Below are 17,192 nucleotides of genomic sequence, written 5' to 3'. Positions count from 1 at the left end.
CCTCCTAGATTAAACTGCTTTTCTCATCTTTTTCATTTCAATAATAGCTTCAACAAGCGGCTCGGCTGAACCGTGGATATTTCCTACACCGTATACAATACGATCTTTTAAATAAGGCTTCATGCGCTCTAAAATTTCTTCTGTAGAAGCGCCTTCCATATCCCAGAATTCTTTTGTTGGCAATTCGCCTCTTTGGTGTGCAGCAGCGATTGGTGAGGTCGTCTGACCAATTGCAATCATTACGTCCGCTTCAATGTATGGCATTACATCTTCAGCAAATTGCTCCGTGCGATCTACACGGTCCGGACGGCAGTTCATAATGACAATAGGAAGCTTTTCACTATAGTTCATTGAATCTACACGTTCCCAAATACGAAGCGTGGAAGAAGCGTCGTTGGCAGCAAATCCATTTACTAAAAATGCTGGATTTTTTTCATCGCCAAACGTTGTAATTCTCATAGCTCCTGGATCAGGCTGAGCATTTAACATTCCTCTCATCGCTGTTTCAGCATCGATACCAAGTGCTTCTGCTACTGCTAAACCGATGGAAGCATTATCAGGGAAAACCATATAATCAAATTCGCGTAAATACGCTTCAGATACTTTATCATTGTCAGCTACAATCACCTTTGTGTTGCGCTCTGCAGCTATTTTTTTATAGTATTCCAAATATGGACCTTCAATTGTAACAAGGTGGCCATCATAAGGAATAGTAGCAGTGAACGCTTGAGCAACTTCATCTAGAGTTGGACCCATTACATCCATGTGATCTTCTAGTACGTTTACAATAACGCCTACCTTGGCTTGAATCAGCTGATTTTGGAATGTGATTTGATAATCAGGCTGTACCGCCATACATTCACAAATAAGAGCTTCCGCGCCAATATCGGCAACTTCATTTACCACTCGTCGCTGTTCTCCAATGTTCGGACCTTCTTTACGACGAATAATTGGTTCTTCTTCACTTGTATGCCAGTAGATCATACGCGCTTGTGTTCCTGTCGTTTTCCCTACTGTTTTGTAACCTGCTTCTTTTACAATACCTGTAATCAATCGTGTAACAGTGGATTTTCCGCGAATACCATTAACATTCACTCGTACAGGAATTGAATGCAGCTTGCGTAAATGTCTGCGATACTCCCAAACGCCATACCCTACTAAAAATAGGCAGCATAGGATAATTAAGATCATGTTTCATTCTTCTCCTTCCAAACTTCTCCTGTTGGATACGTTATGAACGCTTTTGATTCATAATGATAGATATACGATTTCATAGTTTCACTCCCTTTATATATGTATGGGAGCTAATCAATTAACAGCGCTAGCATGCTGCTAAAACACCTGCTTTGAAAAATGGACTCGAGTACCAATTTCAACAGCTCTAAAACTATCATCTGCGCTCATTAGTGGTCAATAGCTCAAATGTTATATATTCTTACAATTCCGATTGTCTATTTACAGAATTAAAAACTCATCGTTTTATTTAAAATTCACAGAATAGGTCTAAAGTTTATTTACCTAGAAAAATCCCATCTATACCTTTTTTTACCATAACAACAGGAATATTTTATACACCACTCTTACAATTAACACACGGAAATATTACGTAATTAAAAATTTCTTAACTTTAGAAAACGTTTTGTAATATAAAGGTAGAATAAAAAATATTTTATCCCATTAATTCCTTTTTATGGATATACCAATTGTATTTGTCTAACAACCGTACTTGTAAGGATGATAGATAGATATAAAAGTAAGAAAAATACATTTACTTACCATTTTATGCTTACATTTAACTTACTTAAATAGAAAGGACATTAAATATTTTTTTCTAATTATATAAGTATTTAGCCTCCATATGCGTCTAGTTCTTTTGTTGTTGTTTTATAGATTTCCTTTATTTAATATTCAATTCAGTAAATCTAAATCGCTTGACTATGGCCTCTTTTCCTATTTTTATTTCAATATTTTCTGAATCTTTCTACCGATAAAGGCAGCTTTCGTCCGATAAGATTGCCTATAAAAATGCATGATTTCTCACTTTTTTGGCATATGATGTTATCATAAAAAGAAGAAGTATCATCAAAAGGAGGAAAACAATGGTTGATACAATCCTTTATTTTCTATTTTCGTTTTGCTATATTGTCCTGTTTTTCTTTAGCATATATGTAGTAAGAAAAAACACTTCGCCGTTTTACATGCTTTTTCTTCCTTTAGTAATAGCTGGACTAATTTACGATAATATAATGATTGGGATTGGTTCATTTATCGGTGAAGGCGATACTTTACGTTCACTCAGCATGCTTCGCTTTTGGTTTCACGCTTTATTTACTCCTACTTTGGTGCTCTTTGCGTATGGCGTAGCGAAATACTCGACGATTACATGGGCTAAAAAACCTGTTGCCGGCATTCTTTTTTTGCTGACTACGTTTGCCTTAATTAGCTATGAAATAATCGAGACGATTACTCAGCGTATGGAAGTTATACGTGAATATGGCATTGTTCGCTATACATTAGTGGGATCATCCGGTCCCCCTCTTATGGTTCTCATTGTGGCGATTATTTTGCTTTTTGTTGGAATTTCCTTATTTCGCAAGACCAGGTGGAGCAGCATGATGATTGGAGTAGCCGTGATGATTGTAGGAAGTGCCGTGTCAATTCCTATACCAAGCACAGCCGTAACAAATACGTTTGAGCTTATTTTTATCTTCTCTTTATTTTTAACTCAGCGTCATTTAGTGAAAATACATTAAAAAGAAGCGATTTCCTTGCTTCTTTTTTTTATATTTGATATCTTTTACCTAACGACCGTTAGTTAGATTGAGGAGGAGCTTTTTTTGAGTGAATTATCAACTGTAGAAAAAATTAGAGCTGCAGCAATGGAGCTCTTTGGAAAGAAAGGCTATACAGAAACATCGCTTGCTGATATTTCATCAAAAGTAGGCATAAAAAAACCTTCCCTGTACGCTCATTTTAAGAACAAAGACGACTTATTTTTACTAACCGTGCATGATTTAATGAATTTATTTTTAACAAAGTTATCTGTTATATACGAACAGCATAAAACAAAGTCTGCTAAAGAACAGCTTTACTGCTTTGTTGTAGATTTCTGCACGATGATTGAAAAAGATTCTTTTGGCCAGATGTACCGTCGTCTTATTTTGTTTCCGCCTGAACATTTGCAGTCGGAAGTAAAAGCTATTTTCTTAAGAAGCGAACGATTGTCTGATCAAATCCTGCATGCTATTTTTACACAGGGAATGGCTGAAGGCGAAATAATTGAACGTCCCATTGATTTGTATATCAATAGCTTTTATTGTTTAACCGACGGACTGTTCATTCAGCGCTTTTATTATGAACCAGAGTATTATGACCAAAAAATCCACGATGCTTGGACAATATTTTGGGAAGGCATACGTGCTAAATAGGCCCTGTAAAAAGGGCTTATTATTATGCAAGGAGGAATTAAAATGGCATGGATTTATCTTATTATCGCTGGTTTACTCGAGATTGTATGGGCAATCGGCTTAAAATATTCACACGGATTTACTGAATTAACTCCAACAATCATTACGATCGTCACAATTGTCATCAGCTTTTATTTCTTTTCAAATGCCTTAAAACAAATTGCTGTCGGAACAGCTTATGCAGTGTTCACTGGTATAGGAGCTGCTGGCACAGCGATACTAGGAATGACCGTTTTAGACGAAGGTGCAAATATTGGAAAGATTTTATTTTTAGGATTAATGATCTTTGGAATCATCGGTTTAAAGTTAATTTCTACTGAAGGAACAGAAAGAGAGGAATCTTAACATGGCTTGGATTGCATTAATAGCTGCCGGTTTTTGCGAAGTGGGATTTGTAATTTTCTTGAAACTTTCAGATGGATTTAAGCGATTGTTTCCTTCGATTGGATTTATCCTTTTCGGTGCAGGAAGTTTTTATTTTCTCTCCTTAGCGTTAAAGGAAATACCTCTTGGAACAGCTTACGGTATATGGACGGGAGTAGGAGCTGCCGGAAGCGTACTTCTTGGCATGCTTTTCTTTCGCGAAGCAAAAGATATGCGTCGAATTCTATTTATTTTTTGTATTGTAGCAGGTGTAATCGGCCTTAAAATCACCGGATAAGGGTGTACTACTTCCCCTCTTTTCGTGCTATACTAAACTTGTAAACACTTTCAAAAAATAGGAGACGATGACAATGAACCTTGGGTTTGGAGAAATTGCCTTAATTGTATTTGTCGCTCTATTGCTTTTTGGTCCAAAGAAACTGCCGGAATTAGGCAAAGCTGCTGGAAAAACGTTAAAAGAGTTTAAAAACGCTACAAAAGGAATTATGGAAGAAGACGAAAAAGAAAAAGCCCCTCCTAAATAAGAGGCTTATATCTCTTTTAAAAGCTGACTCAAACGTTTGAGTCAGCTTCTTTGTGGTGAGAATATACTGAAATTTGATTTCGACCCGTACGCTTTGCTTCATATAAAGCCTGATCTGCTTGATGAACAATTGAAATGGGCTGTATGTTTTCGGATGGAACGACTGTCATTATTCCAACGCTGATTGTGACACACTTAAACACTTCAGAAGCCTGGTGGACAATTCCACGCTCCTCCACTTGCTGTCTAATAGCTTCTGCCATTTTATCGCTTCATATTGATTAGCTCGAGGAAGCAATATACCAAACTCTTCTCCTCCGTATCTTGCGACAAAAGCCGATTCGTCAAAGACAATGCTTTTAGCGATCTTCGCTACTTCTTTTAAGCATTCGTCTCCTTGAATATGGCCATAGGTATCGTTATACGCTTTAAAATAATCAATATCAAATAAAAGAAAAGAAAGAGGCTCTTTTTCTTTCCGTGCGTATTTCCACTCCATTTCCAGCTGTTTATCAAGAGATCGGCGGTTGTTCAGACCTGTTAGGCCATCTTTCATGGACAGCATTTCAAGCTTTTTATTGGCTTTGCGAAGATCACACTCAGCCTTCTTTTTCTCCGTAATATCTCGATATTCCCAATAGTGGCCAATATACACATGACCTTCATAGATTGGAATGTAGTCACGCGCATAAATTTTACCCTTGATAAAGGTAATTTCTTCATCTACTATTGACTCTTTTGAATAGACGGTGCTTTCTACCGTTTTTAAAAACCTAGCAGGATCTTTCAACATAGGAGCGTGAGGTAAAAACAGCTGATTACTTTCCAGTCCAACGTATTGTTTAGGAAAACCGGGTATATCAAACATGTCACAAAAAGTTTGATTAATAACGGCTACTTCGCGCTCTGGCGTTTCAATCATGGTGCCTGTCTTTGCATTTTGAACCATAACCGAAAACATTTTAGACAGGTTTTTATGCTGATTTGTCGTTACTCGAGATACATATATATACCTACCTACCAGATATACTAAACACCCACCTATACAAGAAGCAGGCAGTAAATAGATGATAATTGTAGCAGCGTGCTTGATATCTTTAAAAAGAAAGGATAATGAGAAAAATACGCAAAGCCAGCTCATAAAATTCATTAATTAAAAACGAATAAATGGACGATAAGGTAAGCGAACCGTCCATCCAGACAGCAAAGCCATTACGATAATTGTAGCAGCACCTATTATTCCGCTTGCCGTAATTCCAAACAAAAGCAAACGCATTATCCCTATAATACAAGCTGCAATGATAGCCGGTACCATTCCTGCATAAAGACAAACAATTGTCACCGCTAAAAAGCGAAGGTCCAGAATCATAGTAGAATCTATTTGAATTGTATATATCATTAAAATGCTGCCTAATAGTCCGTAAGAAATTAAGCAATACATTTTATACCGTTTTATTCCTTCTACTCTATAAATGATTTGCTCTCGAACTATACTTGCAGCAAACATGAAAGAAATAATTAATGTGATATTAAAGAGAAGTTGACTCAATCTATTCTTCTTCACCTCTTTCCAAAAGCTAAAACAAAAAACAATAGGCTTCTTAGCTTACATATTATTTACGGCCGCTTTTTTATAAGTAGTATTGTTTGATTTATCGAACAGCACTATTTTTTCCTTCATTAAGTAAAACTCTTCTATACTCTGTTTGCTGCCGACAATCCTCACTATATAAAGAGCGATTACCTTCCTTTTATACAAGAAATTCTACTTGTTAGTATACTGCTAAACTCTATTTGTACACATCACCTTTTACCTTTTTTAAAATATTTATCCATTTTCTATTTTTTGTACTTTCCCCTGAAAGGTAAGTAGTCGAACTGCAACAAAAATAAAAAAAGAGCGTCGATACAACGAGCGCTCTTTTTTATTTATGGCGTAAAAATTCCCAAAGCCCTGGCGTTTTGGAAAAATCAAACATTTTAACAGCGGAAAGAATTTTAATCTTTAAATCCTGCTTTACGTCTTCTCTCTCATGCAGCGAAAAACTTTGGACAGCTTTATTTAGTTTTGGTTCCAGCTTTTTTAGTAAACGCCTTGACGCCTCTTCATCTCCAGCTTTCACTTTATTTACAAGCTCATATAGAGTTTCCATTTCTTCACTTCTTTCTTAAGTCAGTTGTTAATTCTTCCACTTTTTCTTCAAGTCGCTTTATATTGTTTTCTACACGCAGTAATAAATAAAAAGAAAGGACAGCGGGAAACCCTACGTTTCCAACAAGTTGAAGCCACTGAGGATCAAACATATCTATCACTCACCTTCATAATTTTTTTTAACTTGCCTAGCGCACGTTGGTAATGGTTAGAAACCGCTTGCTGAGAAATAGAAAAATAAGCAGCGATTTCTTTATGAGTCCAGCGTTCAACAATAATCAAGTGCAGCATACACTGCTGCTTGGCCGTTAATTGGCGAAATGCATGATGAAGAATACGATTTTCAAGTTGATTTCCTAAAAATTCATGCTCCCATACAGCTCCGTCCTGTACTCCTAGCATATCTTCAACTGTTCGATTTCCATCTAGCGCAGCAGGCTGCTGCAGGCGAAGAGGAATATACGAACGCTCTTTTTCTTTTACACGCATAACATCTCTGGAATAATGGCTGCAAAGCTTGTTAATATAATGAAGCAATCTAACTTCGCTATAAAACTGATGAAATTCTTTGTTTAGAAGTCTTTGTTCTTTTGTATCATTTTTAACGACCGCTTTTTGTAATCGCTCGTAGCGTTCTGGTGTCAAAAATGTATTCATTATATGAGTCTGAAGAGTTGCGCTGTGGTTTGTAAGAAATGTATGAAAGATGCATTCTTTGTCGTGCCGCTTTTCTTGCTGCGAATAGAGCTGAGTCATTGTGCAAATCTCCTCCTTTTTTTCTTATACTTATTAAAAAGGGAGAAAAGAGTAAAATAACAACACCAAAAACGAACGTTTGTTCTTATATAAATTTAACTATATTAGGTTTTTTATGTCAATGTGATGAAATACTCATTAATAATTAAAACGACTCAGTAAAAATAAAAAAAGAGATTGAGACATAACGAAATGGATCCAATCTAAAGACGAACAAATAGGATACATGAGCTGGACTGCTTATTACACCGCAGTTGATTTCCGTGCAAGGCGTCGCTTTCCGCGGGCGGCCGCTGAGCCTCCTCGTCGCTGGCGCTCCTGCGGGGTCTCGCCTATTCCGCTTTTCCCGCAGGAGTCTTCGCCTTGCCCTCCAATCAACTGCTAGAAGGAACGAAACAGATGCAATCTACGTTCTGCATAACAAAAAAACGAACCACCAATCAAACATGTTGATCAGTGGTTCGTTTTTCACTTCGGCTAAAATATTTTATCTAGGGCCTTTTTATTTCTTCATGTATAGATTATTCTTCTCCTAAAACGCGGTTGATACGTTTGCGAAGCATCGGCATTCCATTTCCACCCGCTTGAAAATGACGAAGCTGACCTTCTTTATCAAATACATAATATGCTGGTACATATTTATTTTCAAAAGCGTCTGTTAACTTATGCTCACTGTCTACGTAAATTGGCTGAGTAATATCGTGTCCCATTGCCATTGCCTCAATAACACCCATATCTAAATCATCTTCCGAACGAGGCATATGAACCGCTACAACATTCAATTGATCATCATACTCATCACGAAGATCATTAACTTCAGGCATTGCTTCTTTACATAAATGGCAGCTTACTGACCAAAAGTGAATAAGCGTTGCTTTATCACCTACTAAATCTTCCTTTGTTACTTCGTCGTTAATCCAAGATGTTGCTCCAGTTAATTCAGGCATTTGTTCACGTAATTTCATGTTAAAATCCTCCTCTACATTAATTAAACTGAATATTCTGTATTTTATAGTTAGAAAACTATCTTTTCTATTTTAATGGCAGCAGTAGAGGAATTTCGCCTCTACTCCACCGCTATTTATTAAAGTGTTTTTTGACCTGGTTTCCAGTTAGCTGGGCAAAGTCCGCCAGTTTGAAGAGCTTGAAGTACACGTAATGTTTCTTCTACGCTGCGGCCGATGTTGTTATGATTTACAACTGCGTATTGTAATTCACCTTCTGGATTAATAATAAATAATCCGCGAAGCGCTACGCCTTCTTCTTCAATTAACACGCCGTAATCACGTGCTACTGCATGAGTTGGATCTGCAGCTAATGGATAATTCAAATCTCCAAGTCCATTATCTTTACGATCTGTGTTAATCCAAGCTAAGTGAGTATGAATTGTATCTGTAGAAACACCTACCACTTCAGCATCTAGATCTTCAAACTCTTCGTAGTGATCTGATAGCGCTGTAATTTCTGTCGGACATACGAATGTAAAATCCATTGGATAGAAGAACAATACTGTCCATTTACCGTTTTTCATATTTTCTTCTAAACTTACTTTTCCAAATTCCTTATTTGCAAGTACAGCTTCCATTTCGAAGCGTGGTGCTTGTTTTCCTACCATACGTTCTGCCATGTCAAAATCTCTCCTTGTACGATGTATTTCACAAGCTTATGCTTGTATGTATTATTTTTAATGCAATCAATGACACCTTCTATTTGATAACGATTATTAGTATTATTACAAACTAGTAATGACTATTGATTACATTCTTTATTATACACGAGCTATTATTATAGTCAATACTTTTTTATAATCATTTTAATCTAGGATTAATTATCGAATGTTTTCCACTCTTTTTTATTCTTTTCCTTGATTAATCCTATGTATGCAGGGATGAATAAAGATAGAAGATACTAAAAAACTTCCCTTATTTCAACATATTTGCTTTTAAAGTATGCTGCAGCAAGATGTCGAATCTCAATTATGCTCTTTATAATCACAATAAAAGAGAATGAGACGTAACCATAAAAAAATCCGAACAAGCTTGATTCTCCATCAAGAATCAAGCTCGTTCGGATCTTCCTTCAACTAAACTATTTTTGTCTCAGCCTCTTTTATTTATTTCTTATCATTTGGATATACAAGACCGATTTGCTCTCGCACTTTATCCATCACGTGCATTGTTAGATATGAATTTTCATAAGAATTTGTGTCCGATTCCATCTTTCCTTGCTTTAACAGCTCTACGAATTCATTTATTTCATAGTACATAGCAGGATAAGGCTGATCGACCGTTAACTCTTCTACCTGTCCGTCATTGTATCGAATTTCTACCTTTTCAGCGGTATGTATTTTGTCAATAATCATACTGCCTTTTTCTCCTTGAATTTCACTTGGTAAATGCGAATTTGTAATTTTAGAATACATGATGACCGCGTCGCGATCTTCGTACTCTAAAGCAACTGATCCTTCTCCATCTACTCCAGATTCTAGCATAAATGCCGTTGCCTTTATTTTATGAGGCGCTCCAAACAACGTAATCAGAGGATACAGACAATATACACCTAAATCCATCAGTGAACCGTTGGCAAGCTCTGGCTTAAAGGCATTAAGCACGATACCTTCTTTGTATTTATCGTAACGAGAAGAATACTGACAGTAAGATGCCACGTATTTCCGAATTGGACCAATTTTATGTAAGTTCTCTTGAATCACGTTGAAGTTAGGAAGAAGTGTTGATTTCATCGCTTCCATTAGTAATACATTGTGATTCTTGGCTGCTTGAATCATGCGAGTTACTTCTGCTGCATTGGCTGCGAGCGGTTTTTCACACAGTACATGCTTGTTATTTTTCAAAAATAAGATAGCCTGTTCCGCATGATAAGCATTTGGAGTAGCAATATACACTGCATCAATTTCAGCACTCGCTGCCATTTCCTCTAAATCAGTAAATATATGAGGAATATCATATTTACCTGCAAATTCTTCTGCTTTTTCAATGGTTCGAGAATAAACGGCTGCAAGCTGAAAGTCGTCTACATACTGAGCTGATTCTAACAGTCGATCTGTTATCCAGTTTGTTCCTATTACGCCAAAACGAATCATCTTTTCATCTCCTTTTTATCATCTATGTTGTATTGTATCGTTTTTAAAAAGAAAAACGAAGAAATAATAAAAAATCTATACCATTTTCCATTGCTTTATATCTATTTTGTTCTATATAAAAAAAACAGCTCACAACAAATGTAAGCTGTTTTTTTATATGACTCAAACGTAAGCTTATGCTTTCTCACCCACTACAGCAAAACGTTCGTTTACATAGTTTTTATTCTCTAACTCATCTATTAAAGCAATCGCATAATCAGCATAGCTAATATAGCTTTCATTTTGACTATTTGTGATCACGTGATCTTTTCCTAATTGATAGGCTCCAGTGCGAGCACCTTCTGGGTCAAAAAAAGCGGCTGGGCTTAAATAAGTCCAATCTATAGTTGATTTTTCTAGTTCTTTTAAACCTTTGCCCATATTTGAAGCCGTTGGATAATAAGCTGCTGGAAAACCTTCTGTGCTCATTAAAGGCGTTGTTTTTTCTGCATCTACAAATAAACTTCCTGCTCCGCCCACTACTGCGAGTCGCGTTTGAACACCTTGAAATGCTTTAATAAGTGATTGTATAGACTCAACGTGCATCTGTTCACTTCCGGGAGGTGCATTAAATGCGTCTACCACAGCATCGAACTGTTCAATGTCTTTTGAAGTAATGACAAAAATATCTTTTTCAATTACGTTTGTTTGATTTTTTAGTTTAGAAGCATTTCGAACAATGGCTGTTACTTCATGTCCTCTCTGTTTTGCTTCTTCCATAATTAATTGACCTGCTTTTCCTGTTGCTCCAATAACGCCAATTTTCATTTTTATTCTCTCCTTTTATTTTAGTTGTAACCACAATAGTTACACATAGCACAAAAAAATTGAGCTTTTATAGCACTGCTATTTCTTTTCGGCTCGTTGTAACCATTATAGTTACACACTATTCAATTTGTCAACCTCACTATTCATTTTTTTACGAGATAAAAGATTTTAGGGATCGCTAAAAAATCCACAAAACAATAGCTTATTTACTATTTCAAAATATATCCATATTTTCAACTTATTTTTATCTCAGAGTACTTTTTTATGAAAAAAGGTTTCTTTTTTATAAAAAAGTGTTATACTAGGTATATTATTTCTTGTTCGGTGTTAACAAATAGAAAGACTTTCTTTAAAGTGATTCTTATTGAAATTGAGCAGAGATAGTAATATATTCGTGGATTTTCCACACAGGAGGTACTACAATGGTACAAGGTAAAGTAAAATGGTTTAATGCAGAAAAAGGTTTTGGATTCATCGAAGTAGAAGGACAAGACGACGTATTCGTACACTTCTCAGCTATCCAAGGCGAAGGTTTCAAATCACTTGAAGAAGGTCAAGAAGTTACATTTGAAATCGAAGATGGAGCTCGTGGACCACAAGCTGCTAACGTTCAAAAGTAATTGATTAAGAAGCTGTCACTTTAGTGACAGCTTCTTTTTATGTCTATTTAACCAATTAAAATTTGATTTTCCTGCCAAAGATTAGTCAAGTTCGTATCAGCAAGCCGCTGATGCGTCTCTTTTACGCTAAGCCAGCGATGCTTGTTGAAAACAAAGCGAGTTTCAGGAAGTTCAGTCCATATTTCCTGTACAGACTGCACATTTAATAGAACAAAGTTTGCTTCGTTTCCTTCTTCCACTCCATACTTTTCTTTTCCAATCAGCCGGGCTGGTATACTTGTAATCATTCGGAGCAACTGCCGCTGATCATCCGGACTTCCCATATGTGCAGCATAGGCAGTTAGTAACCCTACTTGCAGCAAGTCTGCTTTTCCAAACGGATGAAAGGGGTCGTTCACGTTATCAGATGCAGTAGCAATCGGAATCGCTGCTTTTTGTATGTCGCGAATACGCGTTACGCCTCGTCTTACAATTCCTTTATCTTCTCTTCCCTGTAAATATAAATTAGAAGCAGGTAATGTGACAACTCCAATTTTAGCCTGTTTCAAAAGGTTTAAGATTTCTTTCACTTTTGCATCCTTCATTCCTGCAAGCGAACAAAGATGCCCCACTACCACTTTTCCTTCCATATTCAATTCAATTGTTCTATGAGCAATATTAATTATTGTATCAACAGACGGATCATCGCTTTCATCCACATGTAAGTCAAGAGGTTTATTATAGGCTTGAGCGAGCGAAAACAGAGCATCAATCTCTTTTTCTGGATTTCTAGCTAAATGAGGACAGCCTCCAATCGCATCAATTTCAAGATCGAATGCTCGTTCAATTTTATTCATCTTATGCATATCATCAATGTCTAGGTTAGAGAATAGCGGAACAACCTGCACGTCCATATACGGGTTTAATTCATCTCTCACTTCGACAGCCGCTTGTAAACTTCGAAATAAACTATCTTCTTCCATGCTGCAGTCAAAATCAATATGCGTTCGAATCGTAGTCGTACCGTTAGCTAATGCCTGCAAAGCAGTTTTTAACATTCGCTGCTTAATTTCTTCTTCTGGAAATGCAGGCAGGCTGCTGCTGTAGTTTTTGATGGCTTCTTGAAGAGTTCCAGATAGATTGGGCACTTGAGGAAGCGAATGAGCTTTGTCTAAATGCATATGCATATCTACAAATCCTGGTAATAGCACACGACCCTGTGCATCAAGTGAGCTTTCTTTTCCTAACACGGCCGCGTGCAGCGGAAAAAACTCGTCACCTTCAAGATAACCGTTTTGTAAAACGATAGAAGTATACATTCCATTTGAAATTTTCACTTCAAAAAGAGCGTGATCGTGCATAATTGGCAAACGAACATTAATTAAGTGAAGCAACATAATTCCCTCCTCAATTTTTCAACTTCTTCATTTTTCATAGACCGCTTTATCTTCTCTATCATTTATTGTTTAAAGCATTAATTCGCCAAATTTCGCAAATCACCTTCTCTTTAGAGACCTTTATTTACAGAGAAAAAAGCAAGAACAAAAAAAGAGCAGCGTCCCCACGCTGCTCATCAAAGAAAAAATGCTAGAAAATAGATAGAATGTACTTCCCATGGTTAAATGAGGGCTTACAGATAAAGCTTCAGTGAGTGATTTCATGCTTTGCATCGCTATTCTCCCCAGAAAGCAATGCAGATACAAACAAGAAACTTCCATCACTCGCTCATACTGTAAATAGACACATAAGAAAAAGCCCAAACAAAGGCAGGTCTCTCAAATACAATGAGCAAAAACCTACCCGCCTGGGCTTTTATCCCTTCGGTGTCATATCCACTTCTTTTCAAAAATGAATATGTGAATCGCTTGGACCAAACTTTCTACTAACGTAAAAATGGGAACCTAGATTCACTTTTTACTCATAGTCCTATCATTTACGGTGATAAGGTAGAAACGTCTGAGCCATATTCTCAAACATATATGAGTGAACCGTATTTAGCTTTTTCTTGTCTACAAATATACTATAGGTCTTTCTACAAGTCAACTATAAACGAATAATCTTTTCAATAAAATTATATATAGTTCGCCTTTTACAAAAGTTTACTTTTCAAAAAAGTTTGTTAAACTATCTAACACAGTAGTTGCATCTTCCTATAATTCTGCTTATACTTCGAACTACTTGCATTATCTATAAAGGTCTTCACTCTGTTGAAGACAAAAAGCGATCTAGGGTTCCGTTTAACACATGTTAAAGGCTGGTCCGAGAGAGAGCGTACGGAACGGTCCGTATACACGGAAGGATAAAAGCCTGGGAGAATGACATCATTCTCTCAGGCTTTTCTTTTTAAGGAAGTGCTTATTTAGGCCGGTCCTTTTTTATGTACTTTTTCTCTTTTTCATCCACCAGCCTGCACCCACCATTACTCCCAGTATAAGAATAACAAATATTAAACGATCAACATCATGCAAATATTTTTGGATTTTTTCAATATCTCCAAGTCCTCCTACATAGAGCAAAAAAACAAACCACGGAAAAATACCTAAGGTGCTGTATAAAACAAAGTCCCTAGATTTGATTTTACTAAGGCCTGCCAAATAGGTTATATAGTTTGCGATACTGATGGGACGAGAAATCGTAATACTCCATTTTCCATATTTATGAAACCATTTTTGGGCACGCTTTATATTTTTTTCACCAAACCAGCGCTTGGTAATAGATTCAAACCTGTATCCCATAACGAACGGAATATAGTTGAATGCGATATAAATAACGGTATTGACAGCTGAAACAATAAGGATTTTCCATATTGAAAGCTGCAGCACCGAGCCAATGAGCAAAATCGATAACGTACACGGAAAAGGAATTGCCGCAGCTTCGATTGCTGTAGCAATAAAGATGCCCACTATGCCTAAATTTTGTACAAAATCAATAAACCCTTGCACCTTTTTTCTCCTTTCAATCATACAAATTTCACGTTCTTTCATCATAACTCAAACTATTCAAAATTTCACGATTTCAAAGCAATTTTACTAGTAAAAAAAGCTCATACGCACCCGTTTGCTATATTTGATTATCTTCTATCATATGCAGTTCATAAATGAAGTAATGCAAAAAAAGAAAATAGCAGAAAAAAACTCTTTTATTAGTTGTAATAAAAGAGTCTTTTCTGTCTTGCTATCATTTAATTTTAGCAATAATTTTCCCTTTCACATGGCGTTTTGAAAGCTCTTCTAATGCACTTGGCACTTCTTTTAACGAGATGATGCGCTCAATCATCGGAGCTACTTTCTTCTCTGCTACTAATGCTAAAAGCTCATCGCCCATTTTTGCTAAATCCGCTTGTGCAATCATGTCATCGATGTGGTGTGCAGCATTTAAAGCTACTTCATGATAAGAAATCACCTTTGTAAAAGGCTTTACTTTTGTATAATCAGGTGCACCAGCAATATGTGCTAAATGTCCTCTATAGGCAATCATATCTAAAGAATCAGTTGCGTTCTTTGCGCTCACCGTGTCAAGCACAGCATCTACGCCGCGGCCATTTGTCAGCTCCAATACTTTTTCTACGACGTTTTCCTCGCGATAATCAATTACATAATCAGCTCCTAACGACTTCACATATTCATGGTTATGTGCTGAAGCTGTTGAGAAAACGATTTTTCCAGCGTTTTTAGCAAGCTGCACGCCAAAGCCGCCTACGCCTCCAGCTCCTCCGTGAATTAAAATGGTTTGAATATGGTTCATTGGAAGTTTACGAAATAGTGCTTCATACGCCGTGTAACCTGCAGTAGGTAAAGCAGCAGCTTCTTCAAATGTAACAGCATCAGGAATGCGCGAAATTGAATGAGCAGTTGTAACCGCATATTCAGCATATCCGCCTTTTTTCATAAAGTCCCCGTGATAGACAACGCGGTCTCCTTTTTTCCAGTCAACTACTCCTTCTCCAATTTCATCAATTGTCCCAGCTACATCTAAACCTAGAATGTGAGGATATGTCCAATGAGGGTTTCCGTTAATAGCCGTTTTATAATCAACTGGATTAAGCCCCACTGCGTGAACTTCAACTACTACTTCTCCTTTATTCGGAAGAGGTTTTTCCACTTCTTCTACTTTCATTTCTGTCCATTTATTTTTATCTTGCAATAATAATGCTTTCATAGTTTAACTCTCCTTTTAAATCATTTAGCTAGCGGTGCTTTTATTATTTTATCTAAAAATGATTTGCTTACTATTTTTATTTTAAAGAGAACTTGTCTATAATACAAATTAGAAAATAATTAGATATCCATAAATAAATTTATAAGAAAGGGTAGCGTAAATGATTGATTTTGAATGGTACCGCAGCTTTATTAGCATTTATAAATATCGATCCGTCTCTGAAGCGGCCAGAGCAAGGATCTTAACGCAGCCGGCCATGAGTCAGCACTTAGCTGCTTTAGAAGCTGAAATAGGCGAAGATTTATTTATCCGGGCACCGAGAAAGATGATTCCAACTGAAAAAGGCAAAGAACTGTACACGCGTATTGTCCCGTTAATTGAAAGTCTAGAAGCTGCTTCACTCCAATTAAAAATGAGCGCATCATCTCCCGACGCGCTGCCAGTCGTAAAAATTGGTTCTCCCGTAGAGTATTTTACGGAACAAGCTTTAGAAAGAATAAAAGATGCAGGTATCCGCTGCTACAGCCAGTTTGGTATTGCTTCTGTTTTACTGGAAAAGATACAAAACGACGAAATTGATATTGCTATTACAACCCAAAGATTGCAAATACCAGGAGTCGAATATACGGTCATTGAAGAAGAAGAGTTTGTCTTAACTGTCCCTCCTTCTTTTGAAATGACACCCAGTGAAGACATAGAGGATTTTTTATACAATCAGCGGTGGATTAGCTATGGCCTTGAACTTCCTATTATTAGGCGTTTTTGGCGGCAGCATTTTAAAAAACGGCCTGAAATTCAGCCTCATCATGTGCTTCCAAATCTTCAAACGGTGTTAAAAGCCATTCAGCATCACATGGGAATCAGCCTGCTTCCCCGCTATTTGATTCAAGAAGCGCTCCGAGAAAAAAAGGTGAAAATCGAACTTGAACATTTAGCGGTAAAAAATCAGATCTTTCTTGCTTATAAACTTAAGCATCGAGATCATCCAGTCATTCAAAAAACGATACGCTCGTTAAAAAAGAAGAGGTTGAGAAATAACGACATGAATCCATTCTAAAGACGAACAAATAGGATAACATGAGCGGAACCGCTTGTGACACCGCAGTTGATTTCCATGCAAGGCTTCGCTTTCCGCGGGCGGCCGCTGAGCCTCCTCGTCGCTTACGCTCCTGCGGGGTCTCACCTGTTCCGCTTTTCCCGCAGGAGTCTTTGCCTTGCCCTCCAATCAACTGCTAGAAGGAACGAA

Annotated in this window: 21 protein-coding genes, 1 pseudogene and 2 riboswitches; of the genes and pseudogenes, 7 read left to right on the top strand and 15 right to left on the bottom strand. The window is 37.0% G+C overall.

What is annotated here, in order from left to right; translation table 11 throughout:
• Positions 1-9 precede the first annotated feature (9 nt).
• Complete coding sequence (gene pgsB, locus ACOZIR_RS14160) at positions 10-1,191, bottom strand: poly-gamma-glutamate synthase PgsB (protein ID WP_014461310.1); 1,182 nt, start codon at positions 1,189-1,191, stop codon at positions 10-12.
• A gap of 908 nt (positions 1,192-2,099) precedes the next feature.
• Here pgsB and ACOZIR_RS14155 point away from each other — a divergent pair.
• From ACOZIR_RS14155 to ACOZIR_RS14135, 5 genes are all read left to right on the top strand, one after another.
• The gene (locus ACOZIR_RS14155; RefSeq protein WP_045293210.1) at positions 2,100-2,753 is read left to right on the top strand and encodes a hypothetical protein; all 654 of its coding nucleotides are present in this window, start codon (positions 2,100-2,102) and stop codon (positions 2,751-2,753) included.
• Between the two features lie 84 nt (positions 2,754-2,837).
• Positions 2,838-3,428 (top strand): TetR/AcrR family transcriptional regulator, encoded by a 591-nt coding sequence (locus tag ACOZIR_RS14150; RefSeq protein ID WP_045293212.1) that lies wholly within the window; start codon positions 2,838-2,840, stop codon positions 3,426-3,428.
• A gap of 42 nt (positions 3,429-3,470) precedes the next feature.
• The gene (gene sugE / locus ACOZIR_RS14145) at positions 3,471-3,812 is read left to right on the top strand and encodes a quaternary ammonium compound efflux SMR transporter SugE (protein ID WP_045293214.1); all 342 of its coding nucleotides are present in this window, start codon (positions 3,471-3,473) and stop codon (positions 3,810-3,812) included.
• A 1-nt stretch (position 3,813) separates the two neighbouring features.
• Entirely contained in the window at positions 3,814-4,128 is a 315-nt protein-coding gene (locus ACOZIR_RS14140) for a DMT family transporter (protein WP_013055702.1), read from the top strand.
• A gap of 73 nt (positions 4,129-4,201) precedes the next feature.
• Positions 4,202-4,375, top strand: coding sequence for a twin-arginine translocase TatA/TatE family subunit (locus tag ACOZIR_RS14135; RefSeq protein WP_013055701.1), 174 nt, complete (start codon positions 4,202-4,204; stop codon positions 4,373-4,375).
• 28 nt (positions 4,376-4,403) lie between these two features.
• Here the strand turns inward: ACOZIR_RS14135 and ACOZIR_RS14130 are convergent.
• The 10 genes and pseudogenes from ACOZIR_RS14130 to ACOZIR_RS14085 all read right to left on the bottom strand — a co-directional run bounded on the left by ACOZIR_RS14130 (position 4,404) and on the right by ACOZIR_RS14085 (position 11,189).
• Positions 4,404-4,930 (bottom strand): annotated as a pseudogene (locus ACOZIR_RS14130) (diguanylate cyclase).
• A gap of 597 nt (positions 4,931-5,527) precedes the next feature.
• Complete coding sequence (locus tag ACOZIR_RS14125) at positions 5,528-5,923, bottom strand: LytS/YhcK type 5TM receptor domain-containing protein (protein ID WP_045293215.1); 396 nt, start codon at positions 5,921-5,923, stop codon at positions 5,528-5,530.
• Positions 5,924-6,299: 376 nt separating this feature from the next.
• Positions 6,300-6,527 (bottom strand): helix-turn-helix domain-containing protein, encoded by a 228-nt coding sequence (locus tag ACOZIR_RS14120; RefSeq protein ID WP_225519208.1) that lies wholly within the window; start codon positions 6,525-6,527, stop codon positions 6,300-6,302.
• A 4-nt stretch (positions 6,528-6,531) separates the two neighbouring features.
• Complete coding sequence (locus ACOZIR_RS14115) at positions 6,532-6,678, bottom strand: YvrJ family protein (protein WP_013055696.1); 147 nt, start codon at positions 6,676-6,678, stop codon at positions 6,532-6,534.
• On the bottom strand, positions 6,671-7,282 hold the full coding sequence (locus tag ACOZIR_RS14110; RefSeq protein ID WP_310878224.1) for a sigma-70 family RNA polymerase sigma factor: 612 nt from the start codon (positions 7,280-7,282) through the stop codon (positions 6,671-6,673). Before ACOZIR_RS14110 ends, ACOZIR_RS14115 begins: the two co-directional genes overlap by 8 nt.
• Before the next feature lie 243 nt (positions 7,283-7,525).
• A complete protein-coding gene (locus ACOZIR_RS14105) occupies positions 7,526-7,660 on the bottom strand; it encodes a hypothetical protein (protein ID WP_421535637.1) in 135 nt (44 codons plus the stop codon).
• Between the two features lie 143 nt (positions 7,661-7,803).
• Positions 7,804-8,247: a TlpA family protein disulfide reductase gene (locus ACOZIR_RS14100; protein ID WP_013055693.1), complete on the bottom strand. Its 444-nt coding sequence runs from the start codon at positions 8,245-8,247 to the stop codon at positions 7,804-7,806.
• 119 nt (positions 8,248-8,366) lie between these two features.
• Entirely contained in the window at positions 8,367-8,909 is a 543-nt protein-coding gene (locus tag ACOZIR_RS14095) for a peroxiredoxin (RefSeq protein WP_014461319.1), read from the bottom strand.
• 486 nt (positions 8,910-9,395) lie between these two features.
• Positions 9,396-10,382 (bottom strand): Gfo/Idh/MocA family protein, encoded by a 987-nt coding sequence (locus tag ACOZIR_RS14090; RefSeq protein ID WP_045293217.1) that lies wholly within the window; start codon positions 10,380-10,382, stop codon positions 9,396-9,398.
• 174 nt (positions 10,383-10,556) lie between these two features.
• Entirely contained in the window at positions 10,557-11,189 is a 633-nt protein-coding gene (locus ACOZIR_RS14085; protein WP_045293219.1) for an NAD(P)-dependent oxidoreductase, read from the bottom strand.
• A 422-nt stretch (positions 11,190-11,611) separates the two neighbouring features.
• Between ACOZIR_RS14085 and ACOZIR_RS14080 the strand changes: the two genes are divergently transcribed.
• A complete protein-coding gene (locus ACOZIR_RS14080) occupies positions 11,612-11,809 on the top strand; it encodes a cold-shock protein (RefSeq protein ID WP_013055689.1) in 198 nt (65 codons plus the stop codon).
• 47 nt (positions 11,810-11,856) lie between these two features.
• Here ACOZIR_RS14080 and ACOZIR_RS14075 read toward each other — a convergent pair whose 3' ends face one another.
• The 3 genes from ACOZIR_RS14075 to ACOZIR_RS14065 all read right to left on the bottom strand — a co-directional run bounded on the left by ACOZIR_RS14075 (position 11,857) and on the right by ACOZIR_RS14065 (position 15,946).
• The gene (locus ACOZIR_RS14075) at positions 11,857-13,185 is read right to left on the bottom strand and encodes an amidohydrolase family protein (protein ID WP_045293221.1); all 1,329 of its coding nucleotides are present in this window, start codon (positions 13,183-13,185) and stop codon (positions 11,857-11,859) included.
• Between the two features lie 504 nt (positions 13,186-13,689).
• A riboswitch (purine riboswitch) is annotated at positions 13,690-13,791 on the bottom strand.
• A gap of 211 nt (positions 13,792-14,002) precedes the next feature.
• Positions 14,003-14,104: riboswitch (guanidine-I (ykkC/yxkD leader) on the top strand.
• Positions 14,105-14,163: 59 nt separating this feature from the next.
• Positions 14,164-14,730, bottom strand: coding sequence for a DedA family protein (locus ACOZIR_RS14070; RefSeq protein WP_237758482.1), 567 nt, complete (start codon positions 14,728-14,730; stop codon positions 14,164-14,166).
• Positions 14,731-14,965: 235 nt separating this feature from the next.
• The gene (locus ACOZIR_RS14065; protein ID WP_045293224.1) at positions 14,966-15,946 is read right to left on the bottom strand and encodes a zinc-binding dehydrogenase; all 981 of its coding nucleotides are present in this window, start codon (positions 15,944-15,946) and stop codon (positions 14,966-14,968) included.
• Between the two features lie 160 nt (positions 15,947-16,106).
• Between ACOZIR_RS14065 and ACOZIR_RS14060 the strand changes: the two genes are divergently transcribed.
• On the top strand, positions 16,107-17,003 hold the full coding sequence (locus ACOZIR_RS14060) for a LysR family transcriptional regulator (RefSeq protein ID WP_045293226.1): 897 nt from the start codon (positions 16,107-16,109) through the stop codon (positions 17,001-17,003).
• Here ACOZIR_RS14060 and ACOZIR_RS14055 read toward each other — a convergent pair.
• A complete protein-coding gene (locus tag ACOZIR_RS14055; protein ID WP_237758484.1) occupies positions 16,936-17,175 on the bottom strand; it encodes a hypothetical protein in 240 nt (79 codons plus the stop codon). The two genes, ACOZIR_RS14060 and ACOZIR_RS14055, sit on opposite strands and share 68 nt — an antisense overlap.
• Positions 17,176-17,192: the final 17 nt, after the last annotated feature.

Source organism: Priestia sp. D3YE.R1, from assembly GCF_049199565.1.
GTDB classification, from domain to species: domain Bacteria; phylum Bacillota; class Bacilli; order Bacillales; family Bacillaceae_H; genus Priestia; species Priestia aryabhattai.
This window is presented reverse-complemented; position numbering and strand designations above follow the sequence as displayed.